This window comes from Burkholderia multivorans ATCC BAA-247, from assembly GCF_000959525.1.
Classification (GTDB): Bacteria; Pseudomonadota; Gammaproteobacteria; order Burkholderiales; family Burkholderiaceae; genus Burkholderia; species Burkholderia multivorans.
Genome location: NZ_CP009831.1, coordinates 567,397 through 584,400 on the forward strand (window position 1 = coordinate 567,397; position 17,004 = coordinate 584,400).

Sequence of the window (17,004 nt, forward strand, 5' to 3'; positions counted from 1 at the left end):
CATTGTATTCGGTTCGGCGCGACGCTGCCGAAGCCCGGCCTGAGCCGCGCCGGCGTGGCGATGGGCGAACCGTGCGACGCGCGGACGACGATCCTGTCAGCCGCCCAGCTCTGCCGCGAGAAAATCGACGAACGCGCGGATCCGCGTCGACATCTGATGGCGCTGGGCATACACCGCATAGACGTCCGCGCTCGGCGTTTCGTAGTCCTGCAGCACGACGACGAGACGCCCGTCGGCCAGATAGTCGCGGATGTCCCACTCGGCACGCATCAGGATGCCGTGCCCGTCGAGTGCCCACTTCACTGCGATCTCGCCGTCGTTCGTCGTCAGATTGCCGTTGATTCGCACGGCTTCGGTATGACGGGCCGCGCCGCGGCCCGTCGTCAGCCGCCAGATTCCGTAGCCTTCGTCGCCTTGCCGGATGCCGATGCAGTTGTGCCGTGTCAGTTCATGCGGCGTGCCCGGTGTGCCGTGCCGTGCCAGATACGCGGGCGCCGCGCACAGCAGCCGGCGGTTCGGCGCAAGCCGCCGCGCGACGACACGCGTGTCGGGCGGCTCGCCGAAGCGGATGCAGACGTCGAATGCGTCGTCGGTGAGTGGCGGCGGCATCACCGACAGTTGCAGTTGTACCGACACCTCCGGATAGCGCGCGACGAACCGCGAGATCGCCGGACCCACATGGCTGCGCCCGAAGCCGAGCGTCGCGTTCACGCGCAGCAGCCCCTTCGGCCGCTGCTTCGCGCTGCCGAGCAGTTCGCCGAGCTCGTCCATCTGATCGAGGATGCGGCGCGCGTAGTCGAGATACACGTCGCCTTCGGGCGTCAGCATCATGCGACGCGTCGTCCGGTTGACGAGCGTGACGCCCGCGCGCCGCTCCATCTGCGTGAGCCGCTTGCTGACGGCCGCCGCCGTCAGTCCGAGTTCGCGCGCGGCCGCACTGAGGCTGCCCGACGCGGCCAGCGTCGAGAAGAAGGCGAGATCGGCCGGCTGCACGGTGTCCGTCATGACGCGATTCGTGAACTGAAGTTAAAGATGCTTTGAGTCTAGCACCGGTTCCTGCACTGCCGGTTCGGTAAAGTGGCCGCACGCTCACGATCAAATCGAGGTATTCGCATGAAGACGTACCGTATCGCGACCATTCCCGGCGACGGCATCGGGAAGGAAGTCGTGCCGGCCGGCAAGCAGGTGCTCGAGGCGCTGGCCCGCGGCGGCGACCGCTTTGCGTTCGAGTTCGAGGATTTCGACTGGGGCGCGGACTACTACCGCCGGCACGGCGCGATGATGCCGGCCGACGGCCTCGACGCGCTGCGCGGCAAGGACGCGATCCTGTTCGGCTCGGCCGGCGACCCGGATGTGCCGGACCACGTGACGCTGTGGGGGCTGCGGCTGAAGATTTGCCAGGGCTTCGATCAGTACGCGAACGTGCGGCCGACGCGCATCCTGCCCGGCATCGATGCACCGCTGAAACGCTGCGGCCCGGACGACCTGAACTGGGTGATCGTGCGGGAGAACTCGGAAGGCGAGTACGCGGGTGTCGGCGGCCGCGTGCATCAGGGCCATCCGATCGAGGCCGCGACCGACGTGTCGATCCTCACGCGTGTCGGCGTCGAGCGAATCATGCGCTTTGCGTTCCGGCTTGCGCAATCGCGTCCGCGCAAGCTGCTGACGGTCATCACGAAGAGCAACGCGCAGCGTCACGCGATGGTGATGTGGGACGAGATCGCGAAGCAGGTCGCGCAGGAGTTTCCGGACGTCACATGGGACAAGGAACTCGTCGATGCGGCGACGGCGCGGATGGTCAATCGTCCTGCCTCGCTCGACACGATCGTCGCGACGAACCTGCATGCGGACATCCTCAGCGATCTCGCGGCCGCGCTCGCCGGCAGCCTCGGCATCGCGCCGACCGGCAACATCGATCCCGAGCGCCGCTATCCGTCGATGTTCGAGCCGATCCACGGCTCCGCGTTCGACATCATGGGCAAGGGGCTCGCGAATCCGGTCGGCACGTTCTGGTCGGTCGTGATGCTGCTCGAGCATCTCGGCGAGACCGAAGCGGCCGCGCGCGTGATGCGCGCGATCGAAGCCGTGACGGCCGATCCGTCGCTGCATACGCGCGACCTCGGCGGCCATGCGACGACCGCGCAGGTGACGGCGGCTGTCTGCGAGCACGTCGCGCACGCGGCCGTGACGGCCTGACGGCGGGCGCCCTCCGCGGGCGCGCCGTTTCGTGCCAATCGACTCGATCTGCCCGCGACTCGCGCAAGCGACGCGAGCGGGGCGCCGATCCGCACCGCGGATCGGCCGGCATTCCTATCACAGAGCACGGCTCGACCTCGAAGGAGGAGACACATGCAAGCGGATCCGGAAACCCGCGTCGCGCGGAAACTGATGTGGCGCATCATTCCGTTCGTGATGCTGCTGTATTTCGTCAGCTTTCTCGATCGCGTCAACGTCGGCTTCGCCGCGATGACGATGAACAAGGCGATCGGCCTGTCGCCTACTGCGTTCGGACTCGGCGGCGGCTTGTTCTTCATCGGCTACTTCCTGTTCGAGGTGCCGTCGAACCTGATTCTTCACCGGGTCGGCGCGCGGATCTGGATCGCGCGCGTGATGATCACGTGGGGCATCGTGTCGGCCGTGTCCGCGTTCGCGGTCGGACCGACGAGCTTCTACGTGCTGCGCTTCCTGCTCGGCGTGGCGGAGGCCGGGTTTTTCCCCGGCATCATCCTGTACCTGAGCCTGTGGTTTCCGGCGCGGCAGCGCGCGGTGGCCGCCGCGTGGTTCATGGCGGCCGCGCCGATCTCGACTGCGATCGGCTCGCCGCTATCCGGCGCCATCATGCAGATGCCGCCGATGTTCGGCCTCGCGGACTGGCAGATGCTGTACATCGTCGAAGCGTTGCCGGCGATCGTGCTCGGCTTCGTCGTGCTGAAGTGCCTGACCGATGCGCCGTCGAAGGCCGCGTGGCTGCAACCGGACGAGCGCGACTGGCTGATCGCGAAGCTGAAGTCCGAAGCCGACGCGCGGCACGGGCGCAGCGGCCATGCGGCCGGCGCGTGGCAGGCGCTGCGCGACCCGCGCGTGCTCGCGCTCGCACTGATCTACTTCGGCACGTCGGCGGGGCTCTATACGCTCGGCTTGTGGGCGCCGCTGATGGTGAAGCAGTTCGGCTTCAGCGCGCTGCAGACAGGCCTGCTGACCGGCATTCCGAGCGTCGCGGCGGTCGTCGCGATGATCGTGTGGGCGCGTCATTCGGACCGCACCGGCGAGCGCACGTGGCACGTCGTGATTCCTTGCGTACTCGCGTGCATCGGTTTCGTGTTCGCCGGCGGGGCGAGCACGGCGCTGCTGACGGTGCTCGCGCTGATTGTGGTCAACGTCGGGATCAGCGCTGCGAAGGCGCCGCTGTGGGCGATGCCGAGCGCGTTTCTGTCGGGTGCCGGTGCGGCCGCGGGGATCGCGATGATCAACTCGATCGGCAATCTCGGCGGCTTCGTCGGCCCGTTCGCGATCGGCTGGCTGAAGCAGGCGACGGGCGGCTATGCGGCGGGGCTCTACGTGGTGGCGGCGACGCTCGCGGTGTCGGCGATCGTCACGCTGATGCTGAGCCGCAAGGGGGGACGTGAGCGGGTCGCGTCACGCGTGCAGCACCATCACTGAATGCGGCGGGCGATGTCGGCTGCGCATGCGGCGACCGATGCGGTCGACGTGTCGACGAAGCAGTCGCTGAACGCGCGCGACGCATAGCCTTTGCGATACATCTCGGCGACGCGCTGCCGTTCCCATTCCGTCAGCGTGCGCGCGCCGCGGTGGGACGCCGCGATCGCCTGCGGCGGCGCGAGTGTTGCGTTCCTATGCCAGTGCCAGTGCGCATGCCGCAGGAATAGTGATTGAGTCATGGGAAAGTAGCGTGGTGGCCGAAGGGCTGATGACTACAATTGATGCGGTGATTGGCGTTGCAGGGACGATCAGCATTGCGTCTGCAGCTTCGCAAGAGTCAGGGTTTTATCGTGAGCCGCGTTCGTGTCGGGGCGACGACCGACAACAGATCCGAAGCGAAAACGCCAGCCGGTTTGCCAAGAAGCGACTCTGCGTCGGTATATGGATGAAAGAGCGGTTATGTTGTGGTGAACGACCGTACCGGCGAAGTCGTGCAGGTAAGTGGTAAGAACGATCCCGGTTGGATTCCCGACAGTCGAATCAAGTGGAAATGAGGCACGATGAAATTCGATCTTCAACGGCGTTACGAATCAGCGGACGATTTCTTCGCGCTGGAAGGAAGTGTTGTGATGAAATTGTCAGCCGGCGCGGCAATTGAGATTTGCGAACGTGCAGCCGAGCAAGGTTTGGTTGTGTCTCGCGTGGAAGGCGGGATTTGGCATTTTCCTGGGTTCGAAGCCAGACTTGATTGCATTTGGGATGGAGCTGATCCGCCCGTTGATTCCACTGCAGCAAACCAGAACAATCTTGCTGCGGCGGACTTCATTCGCGCAGAGAGCAATGTGCACGATGTGTTCGTGGTTACCGCACCGCATATGGCGGGCTGGTGACTTTAAACAAACTTCCATATAGCACCGGTCGCCGCGCCCCAGGGTTCAAATCGTACGCCCATGCTCACCACAGGCATGGAGAAGTGAAATGTCAGTTAACGACACGAATGTTGTCGACGACATCGGAATCGTCCTCGACAGAAATTTGTGGTCTTGTCGGCAGCGATTGCCGGATTCACTTCGAGTGCCGCCAGCCAGTTTGTCGGTACGGGCAAGATTGCGCTCAGCAGTGCTTTTGAAGCGGCGGCCGTTGCTGCGTTCACGGCCGGTTTGACGAACGGCATTACCTACAACGCACAGTCCGGGCTTGGCTTTACGACACAGCCGATTGCGCTGGGAACCGGGGACGCAAAGCCTTGCCAGTTTGGCGGGGGTGAAGCCCGGGATCGGTAACACGGCAAGTCAGGCGATGGCGCCGACGACGACGCTCGAAGTTCGCGGTCTGGCCATGCTGGCCGACGCTGGAATTTCTGCGGGCTTGCACACGGCGATCGAAGGCGGCAGCTTTGGCTCTGCCCTCAAGAGTGGGCTAGTCAGCGACTTGGCCGCAGCTGGGGCGTTCGCCATTGGCGATCAGGCGAATCCTCTGACGCTGACGAACATCGTCGGACACATGACGCTGGGCTGTGTCGCGAGCGCAGTCAGCGGCTCTGGATGCGGTGGTGGGGCGATTGGCGGAGCCGTGTCGGCGATGACAGCGAACGGCATCGCGACGGCTGTCACGGGCGGGCAGGGCATCACCGATCAGGGACAGCTTGCGGCGATCGTGACGGCGACGTCACTGCTCGGTGGCGCAGCGGCTGGTTTGCTGGGCCAGAACGTGCAGGGCGCGATGACGGCGGCTCAGAATGAGACGCTGAACAACACGTGTGCGCCGGGCCATAACTGCGGCACGTTGACGAGCGCGATTAAAGATACGGGTCGCGCGGCATGGAATACGGCGGTTGGGACCGTTGAGGCCATTCCGAACTTCGTGAATGGAGCGCTGCCGGGCTATCCGGATTACGTGCCGTTCCTCAACGGTGCGATGCTGCCATATGACGATCCGGATTTCGGGAGTCTGGTATCGCTGGTAGGAGCAGCCGGGGCGGCTTCACTTATTGGTAGCGGCAGGTTTGCTGCCGGTAGTGACGTTGCTTCCCTTGCCACAGCAGACTCACGAAAATTCTCTGACTACATATTTGCCACGGGCGCTGATCACGGTAAGAACGCCGTCTTTGAATCATTGGGATACTCCGGCGCTGACTCTGCTTCACTGACGCAGATGTGGGAACAGCAAGCCGCGCAGAAATACGCCCAGGGTCAATATACGCTTGGTAAACTGGATCAATACGGCCAGCGCATTAACATCGAAATTGCGTTGCCTGGGAAGGGGGCGGCAGCTGGTCAAACGAGCTATCTGCGTTCAGGCTGGATGATTCAAGGTGATGGTTCCATCAAGTTGAATACGCCATTCTCTGGATTTACACGGAGCCCAAAATGACGATTCATATTTATGACAGAGTGCGGTTCGTTGGACCGAGAGGTCTAGTTTCCTCGCTGAGACCGGGGGATATCGGCTACGTCATTGAGGACTACGGCGATGGTAACTACGAGGTCGAATTCTCAAATGCAGATGGTACGACTCGAGTGCAAGAAGTGATTGCAGTCGAACATTTACAGAATGCACCGCTGACGCCCTGAGTTACGGAAGAGTGGGCGAACGCCGGTTATTGCCCGGACAGCAGCAATGAGACGAACCCGGCCTTGGCCGGGTTTGTCGTTTGTGGCGTCGACGAGTGCGACGGCGCTATCGTCCGATTTATGTCGATCGCGGGTCGTCCGCGGAGCCTATCCGAACTTTTGTGTGTGAGGCATAAACTGATGGCCAAGGAGCCACGTTATGCCACGCAAACGCAAGGAAGAAGTGCCGGTAGAACCGGGCAAGGGCTTGAACCTGGACCCGGAACTCATCAAGCAACTGGTGCCCGGAACGCTGGATCGGGCTTCGATCAACGAGCAATTCGCGGCCCTGAAGAAGGCGATATTCGAGCGCGCGCTGGGCGGCGAACTGACCCACCACCTGGGCTACGAGAAGGGCGAAGCCAAGCCGGTAGGCCGCACGAACCATCGCAACGGCACCAGCCGCAAGCGCATCGCAACCGACAATGACCTGCTCGACGTCGAGATTCCGCGCGACCGCGAAGGCACGTTCGATCCGGTGCTGATCGCCAAGGGCGAGCGACGCTTCACAGGCTTCGACGACAAGATCATCGCGATGTATGCCCGCGGCATGAGCGTGCGGGAGATTCAGGGCTTCCTGCTGGAGATGTATGGCATCGAGGTGTCGCCGGACTTCATCAGCACGGTGACTGATGCCGTGATCGACGAAGTGCGCGAATGGCAGCAGCGACCGCTCGAGCCGATGTACCCGGTCGTGTTCTTCGATGCCTTGCGAGTCAAGATCCGCGACGAAGGCGTGGTGCGCAACAAGGCGATCTACCTGGCGCTGGGCGTGCGCCGCGACGGCACGCGTGACGTGCTCGGCCTTTGGATCGAGCAGACCGAGGGCGCCAAGTTCTGGCTGCGGGTGGTGAACGACCTGAAGCTGCGCGGCGTGCAGGACATTCTGATCGCCGTGGTCGACGGCCTGAAGGGCTTCCCTGAAGCGATCAACACGGTGTTCCCGGAAACGACGGTCCAGACCTGCATCGTGCATCTGATCCGGAACTCGCTGGACTTTGCCAGCTGGAAAGACAGGAAATCGGTCGCAGCGGCGCTCAAGGAGGTCTATCGGGCACCGTCGGCCGAAGCGGCCGCCGTGGCGCTGGACGCGTTCGATACGAGCCCGTGGGGTACGAAATACCCTCCGATTGCCGCGCTCTGGCGCCGGGCCTGGGATCAGGTGATTCCGTTCTACGCCTTCGCGCCTGACATCCGGAAAATTGTATATACGACCAACGCGATCGAGTCGCTGCATATGCAGCTTCGAAAGATCATCAAGGCGCGCGGCCACTTCCCGTCGGACGAGGCCGCGCTCAAACTGATCTGGCTGGCGCTGCGCAACGTCGTGGCCAAGTGGACCGGCTCTCGGCACGATTGGAAGAGCGCGATGACCCAGTTCGCGCTGCTTTACCCGGAACGATTCAACATTGGAATCTGAATCTCAACCCGCCTCACACACGGAATTCCGGATACCTCCCGTCCGCGAGCCGACCCCGAACCGCTAGAAAATCCCCCTCGCCACCTCGCGGTGCACGTCCTTGTCGACGTGCATTTGCCGAATTCCGTCGATCGCGCGCTGGAGCCACGCATCGGCAATTGCACGATGTTCGTCGTGCGCTACATCCAGGCGATGCTGGGCCACGCGGACATCAAGACGACGCAGGTGTACACGCGGGTGAGCATCCATGCGCTGAAGGACATCCACACGGCGACGCATCCGGCGCGGCTCGCGCGCACGGTGCGGAACCCGACCGACCCGACGGGCCGCCGGCGACGGCGGCCGATCTACTGGCCGAGCTTGACGACGAGGCCGACGCCGAATCCCGCGGCCTGTAAAACGGGCGCGCCGTGCGCCTGAGCCGACAGGGCGAGAATCGATTAGAAAAATCATTCGACGATTCCGCTAAAGAACGCGAAAAACCTGCCGATATCTTTCCTCGAGATCGCCCAAAGTACCAAGACGACCGAACAACAAGACCAACCGACGAGGGGCACACGGCCGGCGAAGCCGTGTACTTGACCAGAACATGAGACGCACCGATTCCACACGGCGCGCAGGCAAGGGGGCCGGCGCGTCGCTTTCCTGTGCGCCGGCGCAGCGGCTCTGCTGCCGCCTTGCGCCGTCATCGCCGCGAGTGCCGCCTCGCGCGACCGCGCATCCACGCCTGTATGCGCCACACCGCTCACCGCGCATCAACCGCCCGCCCACCTTCGCATCCTCGATCGTCGAAATATCACAACGCCCATTCACGACCACCAAAGGAGGTCCGCCCAAAAACCCGAACAACAAGCGATTCCAACTCAACGCAACACAAACAGATCCGAATCTTAACGACCAAAAACGCATCAAAAAACGGGGGTTGAATTGAAGAAGCAGTCTCTTTGTTTGCTGGCAGCAACCGCGATCTCGGCATTCATCGTCGCGGGCTGCGGCGGTGGCGACGACTCGTCGAACGCAAGCAGCGGAGCACCGGCCAACACTGGCGGCGCCAATAACGCAGCCAGCGCACCGGCCGTTGCATCGACGCCGCTCGCGGCCGCGCCCGCAAGCGCACCGGTCGCCTCCTCGCAGCCGGCGATGGTGGGCGAGGCGTTGCCGAGCCTGACGAATCCGCAAGCCGGTTCGACCGCCGCAACGGCGAGCGGCCCGACCGGGATCTGGACGCAATCGGGCAACCTCGGCTACTCGACCATTGCCCTGGTGGACCCGAACAACAACGTCAGCACGCTGAACCTGCTCAGCTCGTTCGTGATGTCCAACGATTTCACGAGCCTGACGATCAACGGCGCGACGTGGTCGCTCAGCTCGGGCTTCAACTTCGCGGGCATGACGGGCATCGTCAAGAAGATCGACTCGGGATCGGGCGCGTACAGCGCGAAGCAGACGCTGTCCGGCACGATCAGCCGCGACGGTACGGCCTCGGACTTCACGTGGACCTACAACGCGGAAAACGCGCTGAGCGTTACGCAAGACAGCGTCACCGGCGCATGGGCGACGACGAACGCATCGTTCACGATCGCATCGGGCGGCTCGGTCACCGGCACGCTGAGCGGTTGCAACATGACCGGCACGCTGCTGCTCGCGACGCCGAACTCCAACCAGAACATGTACGACATGACGCTGACGGCCTCGACATCGTCCGGCTGCAAGCTGCCGGCCGGCGTGCCGCTGTCGGGCAGCGCCGCGATCATGTTCGTGCCGATCCGCGGCAGCAACGGCTTCCAGCGGTCGATCCTGTACGTGCTGCGCGCGGCTGATTACAGCTTCGTCGCATACGGTCAGGTCATCAAGCAATAAACGCACGGCCGTCGCACGCGGTGTCTTCACGCGCCCCGTGCGACGGCCCGACGAAAACGTTCCGTCAACAACCAAAGCCCTTTCGACTCAATGAAGAACTGCTCCGAGGTAACGCTGTTCGCGTGCGGCCTGCTCGTCACGCTGCTGTCCGGTTGCGTGACGGCGCCGAAGACCGATATGAACGCGCAAGCGCGCGAAAAGCTGCATTCGATCGCGCTCCTCGAAGTTGCCGAGCCGAGGCAGGTCGGCGTCATCAATCTGGGCGGCGCCGCCGGCGGCTTCGGCCTGATCGGCGCACTCGCGCAAGTCGCCGTCAACACAAGCCATACGAACACCTACACCGAGCGCGTGACGGCCAACAAGATCGTATTCGTACCGGACATCGTCGACGGCGTCACCGGCCGTCTTGCCGACAACGGCTATCAGATCGTGAAGCTGAACCAGAAGCCGAAGCGGGCGGCGGACGGCAAGTCGGACGACTATTCCGACATCCAGACCGACGCGGACGCGATCATGAACGTATGGTTCACGTCGTTCGGCTACATTTCGCCGCCCAGTCGGCCCGATTACATTCCTGCGGTCGTCGTCCGCGCACGCATCATCGACGCAAAGACGAAGCAGGATCTCTATTTCAAGACGTTCGCGTGCGGCTACGACATCAAGGCGAACAGCGTGCACGTCGAGAGCGACGTAGCGTACACGTACGGAAGCTTCAGCGATCTCGAGAAGAACTTCGACAAGTCGGTGGAAGGGATCAAGGCGTGCGAGAAGTCGATCGCGGAGCTGATCGGCCAGGATCTCGCGCGCACGCCGAAGACGCCGGCATCGACCGCGGTGGCGGCCGCTACGACGATGATGACCACGAGCACGACGACGGCCGCCGCGCCGAAATGACTTCCGCAGCGGGCCCAGGTTCGCCGTCGTACCGATTGCGGACCGGCACTGGCAGCGCGTGCACTGCACGGGAGGGAGCGGAAGGGGGAGGGGAAGGCGAGGGGAAACGCAGATTCGACAGGCAACCGGCCGGGCGGCTTTGCCGCCACCCGGCCGCAGGCAAGCGCGGTTTACTCCCCGCTATCGCCCTTGATCTGCGGCAGCGCCGACGCTTCACCCGGCGTCAGCAGCCCGACCTGCGTATACACGCGCAGCTTGTCGCGCGTATCGGTGATGTCGAGATTGCGCATCGTCAGCTGACCGATCCGGTCGCGCGGCGAGAACGTCGACGCGACCTTCTCCATCGACAGACGCTCCGGCTGATACGTGAGGTTCGGCGACTTCGTGCTGAGAATCGAATAGTCGTTGCCGCGGCGCAGCTCGATCTTCACTTCGCCGGTGATCGCGCGCGCGACCCAGCGCTGGGCCGTTTCGCGCAGCATGATCGCCTGCGGGTCGAACCAGCGGCCCTGATACAGCAGACGGCCGAGACGGCGGCCGTTCTCGCGGTACTGCTCGATCGTATCTTCGTTGTGGATGCCCGTCACGAGACGCTCGTAAGCGATATACAGCAGCGCGAGCCCCGGCGCTTCATAGATGCCGCGGCTCTTCGCCTCGATGATGCGGTTCTCGATCTGGTCGCTCATCCCGAGGCCGTGACGGCCGCCGATGCGGTTCGCCTCGAGCAGCAGTTCGACTTGATCCTTGAACTCGACGCCGTTCAGCGCGACCGGCTGGCCGGCTTCGAAGCGCACCGTCACTTCTTCGGCGGCGATCTTCACGTCGTCGCGCCAGAACGCGACGCCCATGATCGGGTTCACGATCTTGATCCCGCTTTCGAGGCTTTCCAGATCCTTCGCCTCGTGCGTCGCGCCGAGCAGGTTCGAGTCGGTCGAATACGCCTTCTCGGCCGACATCTTGTACGCGAAGCCCGACTGACGCATGAATTCGGACATTTCCGCGCGGCCGCCGAGTTCGTCGATGAACGTCTGGTCGAGCCACGGCTTGTAGATCTTCAGATCCGGGTTCACGAGCAAACCGTAGCGGTAGAAGCGCTCGATGTCGTTGCCCTTGTACGTGCTGCCGTCGCCCCAGATGTTGACGCCGTCTTCCTTCATCGCGGAGACGAGCATCGTGCCCGTCACGGCGCGGCCGATCGGCGTGGTGTTGAAGTACGTGACGCCGGCGGTCGTGATGTGGAACGCGCCGCTTTGCAGTGCCGCGATGCCTTCGGCGACGAGCTGCGCGCGGCAGTCGATCAGGCGGGCACCGGCCGCACCGTATTCGAGCGCACGTTTCGGGATCGCATCGTAATCGTCTTCGTCGGGCTGGCCGAGGTTCGCCGTGTACGCGTACGGGACGGCGCCCTTCAGTTTCATCCAGTGCAGCGCGGCGCTGGTGTCCAGGCCGCCGGAGAAGGCGATACCGACCTTCTGGCCGGTCGGGAGGCTTTCGAGAATCGTGCTCATAGGAATTACCGTGGATTGAAGTCCGGTGGGATCGTATTTCGCGGAATACGCGAGTATCGGCTGTCCGGGAAGTTGCGGCAAGGGCTGATTTCGTAGAAATCGGCCCGGCGGCCCGCTGCGACGGGCTTCTCGGGCCGTTTGCGGCCGCCCGCCGAACGGTCGCGCGGCCGCCTGCGGGGACGGACCGGGCCGTACACCGTCGAGTCGAAATTGTATGGAAATTGAAAGAATGTCGAGGCAACGGCCGCCGGAATCAGATATTCCACGCCTGTGCGGTATCGAGCAGTTTCTCGCGCAACTGGTCGACTTCGGCGGCGAGCATCGCGGTGATCGACACATAGCCGGACAACTGCGGCGGCGGCGCGTCGGGCGGCGTGCCGGCCGGCTGCCGCCGCGGCGACAGCCGGCTCGGCGTGCCGAACTTCAGTGCGCGGCTCGCGCCGATCAGCGTGTCGCGGATGCGCCGGTGCAGCGGCTTCATCGAGACGCGCATGTATTCGCGGGCCGCGACGTCGTCGCGCGCGGGCAACGCGCTCGACAGGATCTCGAGATAGCCGATGCAGAGCCGCAGGCTGCGCTGGATCGCCTCGAGATGTGCGACGGGAATCGCGCACTCCTTCGACACGGACGGCATCAGCGAGCGCAGCTGCACGAGCAGCGCGCTGAGGGCGGCCATTTCCTTCAGATGCGCGTCGTCGCCGACGTGGCGGTCGCCGGCGAGCCGCGCGTGCACGGCCGCGCAGGCGCGCAGCGCGTCGCCGAGCTTGTAGCGCCACGAATAGGTTGCATAGAGCGGCAGCGCGAACGAAAACGCGAGCGCGATCGCGATGCCGGTCAGCACGTTCACCGCGCGCCACAGGCCGTCGACGATCTCGTTGTCGCCGTGCCCGGCGACGATCACCATCGTGATCGCGGACAGCAGCGCGATGTAGCCGGCCTTGCCGATCGCGTAATACGCGCACAGGCCGCACGCGGCGGCCATCAGCAGATAGAACGCGAGCGGTGCACCGAGCGCGGAGTGCACGAGAATCAGCAGCAGCCCCGCGACCGCACCGATCGATGTGCCGAGCGCGCGTTCGGCCGCCTTCTTGCGGATGTTGCCGTGGTGCTGGAGCCCGCCGACGACGATCAGCACGGTAATCGTCGACCATTCGCCGTGCGGCACACGCATGCCGGTCGACAGCGCGATCGACACGAGGATCGCGAGCGCGACGCGCGTCGCATGAATCAGCTTCGCATGCCGGTAGCGGCGGTACGGGTCGAGCAGCGGGCGCAGCGCGCCGCGCAGGAAAGCGGGCAGCCGGGCAGAAGGCGTGACGGTCATCGGGCGGAAGTCGTTGGCTGGAACGCGCGGCGTTGCGCCGCACGAGCACCCGTAACGCTAGCGGAACGGGCGCAGGCTGTCCACGAAGAACGCGCGCATGCCGTGCATCATGCGCCGGCGGCGCTGCGCTCGGCGTATTCGACGCGGTTGCGGCCGCCGTATTTCGCGCGGTACAGCGCGTCGTCGGCGAGCTGCAGCAGCGTCGCCGCGTCCATCCGGCCGTATGCGTCGGTCGCGGTGCCGATGCTGGCTGTCACGTGTCCGTAAGGGCTTTTCACGTGCTCGATGCCGAGCGCCGCGATCGCGCGCCGGATCCCTTCGGCGACGGTCGCCGCGCCTTGCGCGTCGGTGTCGGGCAGTGTGACGACGAATTCCTCGCCGCCGTAGCGCGCGATATGGTCGGTCGCGCGGCGCAGGCAGCCCGACGCGCATTGGGCGACGCGGCGCAGCACGTCGTCGCCGGCCAGGTGCCCGTAATAGTCGTTGTACGCCTTGAAGTGATCGACGTCGACGAACAGCACCGACAGCGGCCGGCCGCTGCGCGCCGCGCGGCGTGCCTCCTGCGCGAGCGCCGCGTCGAACGCGCCGCGGTTGTCGAGGCCGGTCAGCGAGTCGGTGCGCGCGAGCCGGTACAGCTTCGCTTCCGCCACCTGTCGCCGCCGCAGCTCGCGCGACAGCAGCAGCGAGCCCCATGCGACGAACCCGGTAAACAGGCTCATCAGCACGATGATCGACGCCGCGCGGTGGCGCCACGGCCGGTACACGTCGGCTTCGGCCGGCGCGACGTCGACGATGAGCGGCAGCCCGGCCAGCTGCCGGTATACATAAATGCGCCGCACGCCGTCCACCGCGCCGGTGCCGGTCAGCACGCCGTCACCGGCGCGCCGCGCCTGGATGAACAGCGGCGAGTCGTGCAGATCGAGGCCGACGACGCGCGCGTCGAACGGTAGCCGGCTCACGAGCGTGCCGTTGTCCTCGACGATCGCCGCGCTGCCGTGCCGGCCGACGGCGAGGCCGTCGAGCAGCGCGCGGAAGTAGTCGATGCTCAGCGTGCCGACCACGACGCCGCCGAAGCTGCCGTCCGGGCGGTTGATGCGGCGGCTGAGCGCGATCGTCAGTGCGCCGCCGCGCAGCCGCGACGCATAAGGGCGGCTGATGTACAGCCCTTTCACCTGTGCGTCGCGATGCGCGACGAAATAATCGCGCTCGGAGAAATTGCCGGTGCGGGCGGGAATCGTGCCGGAATCGATCGTGATATTGCCGTGCGCGTCGAGCACGAAAATCGATCCGAGATAGGTGCCGGTCGCCGCGCGGTCGAACAGCACGCGATGCCGCTGCGGCGGCGGCAAGCGCATCAATTCCGGATCGGCAATGCCGTCGACGACGTTTTGCAGCGACAAATCGTAAAGCTCGATATTGCGCGCGACGTCGCGTTCGATCAGCAGCATCAGATTGCGCGCATTTTCGATGGCGTGATCGCGCGCATCGCGCCGCGCATCGATCAGCAGCGACACGGAAAGCGCCCAGCTGAACAGCAGCAGCATGATGCCGGCGACGAGCACGCCGCGTGGCGACAGCACGCGCGAGACGACGGATGCGGTATGGCGACGCAATGCTGCGAACGGCAGGAGCAAGTTCATCCTCGGTCGGGGCGAAACGTTCGCGTCGTGCGCGATTTCTGATGATGGTTATTTCAAATCGGGCCGTATTATCCCCCGAATCGGTAAACGATGCCGATCGCGGGGCAAAATGGTCGCGCAAAAAATGGCGCCAGTTCGTTTACCCGCGATTACTGACTGCGCGAAATGAACCCAAATCACGAAAACGCGCACGATTTGAATCGCGCGGATTTCGATTTATTCGTCTGAATATTGCTCCAATTGCGCCCCGCTTTCCTGAACGATTTAATCGGTGCCGGATCGATGCGCCGCGACGCGCATGCAACTCGTTGATTCCGTTAGGCGTGTGCATGACGCGGCGCTGCCGGACCCGAACTGTCCCTGCGACGAATCAGGTAGAATCCGCGCTTCGCCGCAGGCGGCCAGGCGCGACGCGCATCGGGGCCGCATCGCAGGCCGCGCATCGCACCTCCCGGTTCCGTATGCGCCGCTCCGGCTCCCGCCGGTCCGCTCAACGTTCGTCTCGTTTATGTCCGCACTTCCGAATTCCGACCGACCCGGTTCGTCCGAGAACCCACCCAAGCTTCACCGCGCGCTGAAGGCGCGCCACCTGACGATGATCGCGATCGGCGGCTCGATCGGCACGGGCCTGTTCGTCGCGTCCGGCGCGTCGATCTCGCAGGCCGGCCCCGGCGGCGCGATGATCGCCTACATGCTGATCGGGCTGATGGTGTACTTCCTGATGACGAGTCTCGGCGAGATGGCCGCGTTCATGCCGGTGTCGGGCTCGTTCGCCACGTACGGCGCGAAATACGTGGACGAAGGCTTCGGCTTCGCGCTCGGCTGGAACTACTGGTACAACTGGGCCGTGACGATCGCGGTCGAGCTGGTCGCCGCGCAGCTCGTGATGCACTACTGGTTCCCGGACGTACCGGGCGTCTGGTGGAGCGCCGCGTTCCTCGGCGTGATGTTCCTGCTGAACGCACTGACCGTGCGCGGCTTCGGCGAGGCCGAGTACTGGTTCGCGCTGATCAAGGTCGTCACCGTGGTCGCCTTCATCGGCGTCGGCCTGCTGATGATCTTCGGCATTCTGAAGGGCGCGCCGCACGGCGGCTGGAGCAACCTGACGATCGGCGACGCGCCGTTCGCGGGCGGCCTGCCGGCGATGATGGGCGTCGCGATGATCGCCGGCTTCTCGTTCCAGGGCACCGAGCTGATCGGTGTCGCGGCCGGCGAATCGGAAAACCCGCGCACGACGATTCCGCGCGCAGTGCGTCAGGTGTTCTGGCGGATCCTGCTGTTCTACGTGCTCGCGATCTTCGTGATCGGCGTGCTGATTCCGTACACCGACCCGAACCTGCTGAAGACCGACGTGACCGACATCGGCGTCAGCCCGTTCACGCTCGTGTTCCGTCACGCAGGCCTCGCATTCGCGGCCGGCGTGATGAACGCCGTGATCCTGACGGCGGTGCTGTCGGCCGGCAACTCGGGCATGTATGCGTCGACGCGCATGCTCTACAACCTCGCCACCGAAGGCCGCGCGCCGAAGCTGTTCGCGAAGCTGTCGCCGGGCGGCGTGCCGCGCAATGCGCTCTACGCGACGACGGCCGTCGGCGCGCTCTGCTTCTTCACGTCGCTCTACGGCGACAAGACCGTCTACATGTGGCTGCTCAACACGTCGGGGATGACGGGCTTCATCGCATGGCTCGGCATCGCGGTCAGCCACTACCGGTTCCGCAAGGGCTACGTGAAGCAGGGCTACCGTCTCGATCAACTGCCGTACGAGTCGAAGTGGTTCCCGTTCGGCCCGCTGTTCGCGTTCGTGCTCTGCATCGTGATCGCGCTCGGTCAGGACTATCAGGCGTTTCTCGCGAACCGGATCGACTGGGCGGGCGTCGTCGCGACCTATGTCGGCGTCCCGCTGTTCCTCGCGGTATGGCTCGGCTATCGGCTCGTGAAGAAAAGCCGTTTCGTCCGCTACGAAGACATGGAAATCGCGCCGTGGGTCGCCGCGAACCGCGACGGGCAGCGCGGCGCACAGGCGCAGCCGGTCTCGCAGCACGAAACCGCATAACGACGTGCGCGGCGCGCGGCGGCGGACGCCGTG

15 protein-coding genes and 1 pseudogene are annotated in these 17,004 nt (G+C 64.6%); 11 read left to right on the plus strand and 5 right to left on the minus strand.

Going from position 1 to position 17,004, the window contains the following annotated elements; all coding sequences use genetic code 11:
• Positions 1 to 96: 96 nt before the first annotated feature.
• Positions 97 to 1,005: a LysR family transcriptional regulator gene (locus NP80_RS04815; protein WP_006411795.1), complete on the minus strand. Its 909-nt coding sequence runs from the start codon at positions 1,003 to 1,005 to the stop codon at positions 97 to 99.
• 108 nt (positions 1,006 to 1,113) lie between these two features.
• On the opposite strand from NP80_RS04815, the gene NP80_RS04820 reads away from it, so the two are divergent.
• Together NP80_RS04820 and NP80_RS04825 are read left to right on the plus strand one after the other, a co-directional pair.
• The gene (locus tag NP80_RS04820) at positions 1,114 to 2,196 is read left to right on the plus strand and encodes a tartrate dehydrogenase (RefSeq protein ID WP_006411801.1); all 1,083 of its coding nucleotides are present in this window, start codon (positions 1,114 to 1,116) and stop codon (positions 2,194 to 2,196) included.
• A gap of 153 nt (positions 2,197 to 2,349) precedes the next feature.
• A complete protein-coding gene (locus NP80_RS04825; protein WP_006404288.1) occupies positions 2,350 to 3,660 on the plus strand; it encodes an MFS transporter in 1,311 nt (436 codons plus the stop codon).
• Here NP80_RS04825 and NP80_RS04830 read toward each other — a convergent pair.
• Positions 3,654 to 3,845 (minus strand): annotated as a pseudogene (locus tag NP80_RS04830) (shikimate kinase); the annotation flags it as partial. The gene NP80_RS04825 and the pseudogene NP80_RS04830 sit on opposite strands and share 7 nt — an antisense overlap.
• Positions 3,846 to 4,151: 306 nt before the next feature.
• On the opposite strand from NP80_RS04830, the gene NP80_RS31575 reads away from it, so the two are divergent.
• The 8 genes from NP80_RS31575 to NP80_RS04855 all read left to right on the plus strand — a co-directional run bounded on the left by NP80_RS31575 (position 4,152) and on the right by NP80_RS04855 (position 10,446).
• A complete protein-coding gene (locus tag NP80_RS31575) occupies positions 4,152 to 4,214 on the plus strand; it encodes a hypothetical protein (protein WP_230938014.1) in 63 nt (20 codons plus the stop codon).
• 6 nt (positions 4,215 to 4,220) lie between these two features.
• Positions 4,221 to 4,550, plus strand: a complete 330-nt coding sequence (locus NP80_RS28820) for a colicin immunity protein (protein WP_080596270.1) — start codon at positions 4,221 to 4,223, stop codon at positions 4,548 to 4,550.
• Between the two features lie 328 nt (positions 4,551 to 4,878).
• Positions 4,879 to 6,033 (plus strand): DUF637 domain-containing protein, encoded by a 1,155-nt coding sequence (locus NP80_RS04835; RefSeq protein ID WP_226823171.1) that lies wholly within the window; start codon positions 4,879 to 4,881, stop codon positions 6,031 to 6,033.
• A complete protein-coding gene (locus NP80_RS28825; protein ID WP_080559045.1) occupies positions 6,030 to 6,233 on the plus strand; it encodes a DUF4926 domain-containing protein in 204 nt (67 codons plus the stop codon). The genes NP80_RS04835 and NP80_RS28825 overlap by 4 nt, the downstream gene beginning before the upstream one ends.
• A gap of 199 nt (positions 6,234 to 6,432) precedes the next feature.
• Positions 6,433 to 7,692 carry an IS256-like element IS1356 family transposase gene (locus NP80_RS04840; RefSeq protein WP_006401211.1) on the plus strand — a complete coding sequence of 420 codons (1,260 nt, stop codon included), beginning with the start codon at positions 6,433 to 6,435 and terminating at the stop codon, positions 7,690 to 7,692.
• A 165-nt stretch (positions 7,693 to 7,857) separates the two neighbouring features.
• Positions 7,858 to 8,112 (plus strand): recombinase, encoded by a 255-nt coding sequence (locus tag NP80_RS04845; RefSeq protein WP_226823170.1) that lies wholly within the window; start codon positions 7,858 to 7,860, stop codon positions 8,110 to 8,112.
• Positions 8,113 to 8,640: 528 nt separating this feature from the next.
• Positions 8,641 to 9,552, plus strand: a complete 912-nt coding sequence (locus NP80_RS04850; protein ID WP_006411530.1) for a hypothetical protein — start codon at positions 8,641 to 8,643, stop codon at positions 9,550 to 9,552.
• Positions 9,553 to 9,642: 90 nt separating this feature from the next.
• Positions 9,643 to 10,446 carry a hypothetical protein gene (locus NP80_RS04855; protein WP_006411531.1) on the plus strand — a complete coding sequence of 268 codons (804 nt, stop codon included), beginning with the start codon at positions 9,643 to 9,645 and terminating at the stop codon, positions 10,444 to 10,446.
• Between the two features lie 170 nt (positions 10,447 to 10,616).
• Here the strand turns inward: NP80_RS04855 and argG are convergent, their stop codons facing one another.
• The 3 genes from argG to NP80_RS04870 form a co-directional block, all read right to left on the minus strand.
• Complete coding sequence (argG, locus tag NP80_RS04860; protein WP_006411539.1) at positions 10,617 to 11,954, minus strand: argininosuccinate synthase; 1,338 nt, start codon at positions 11,952 to 11,954, stop codon at positions 10,617 to 10,619.
• A 253-nt stretch (positions 11,955 to 12,207) separates the two neighbouring features.
• Positions 12,208 to 13,278, minus strand: coding sequence for an FUSC family protein (locus NP80_RS04865; protein WP_006411537.1), 1,071 nt, complete (start codon positions 13,276 to 13,278; stop codon positions 12,208 to 12,210).
• Positions 13,279 to 13,385: 107 nt separating this feature from the next.
• A complete protein-coding gene (locus NP80_RS04870; protein ID WP_006411536.1) occupies positions 13,386 to 14,918 on the minus strand; it encodes a GGDEF domain-containing protein in 1,533 nt (510 codons plus the stop codon).
• Positions 14,919 to 15,426: 508 nt separating this feature from the next.
• On the opposite strand from NP80_RS04870, the gene NP80_RS04875 reads away from it, so the two are divergent.
• Positions 15,427 to 16,971, plus strand: a complete 1,545-nt coding sequence (locus NP80_RS04875) for an amino acid permease (protein WP_035947990.1) — start codon at positions 15,427 to 15,429, stop codon at positions 16,969 to 16,971.
• Positions 16,972 to 17,004 lie beyond the last annotated feature (33 nt).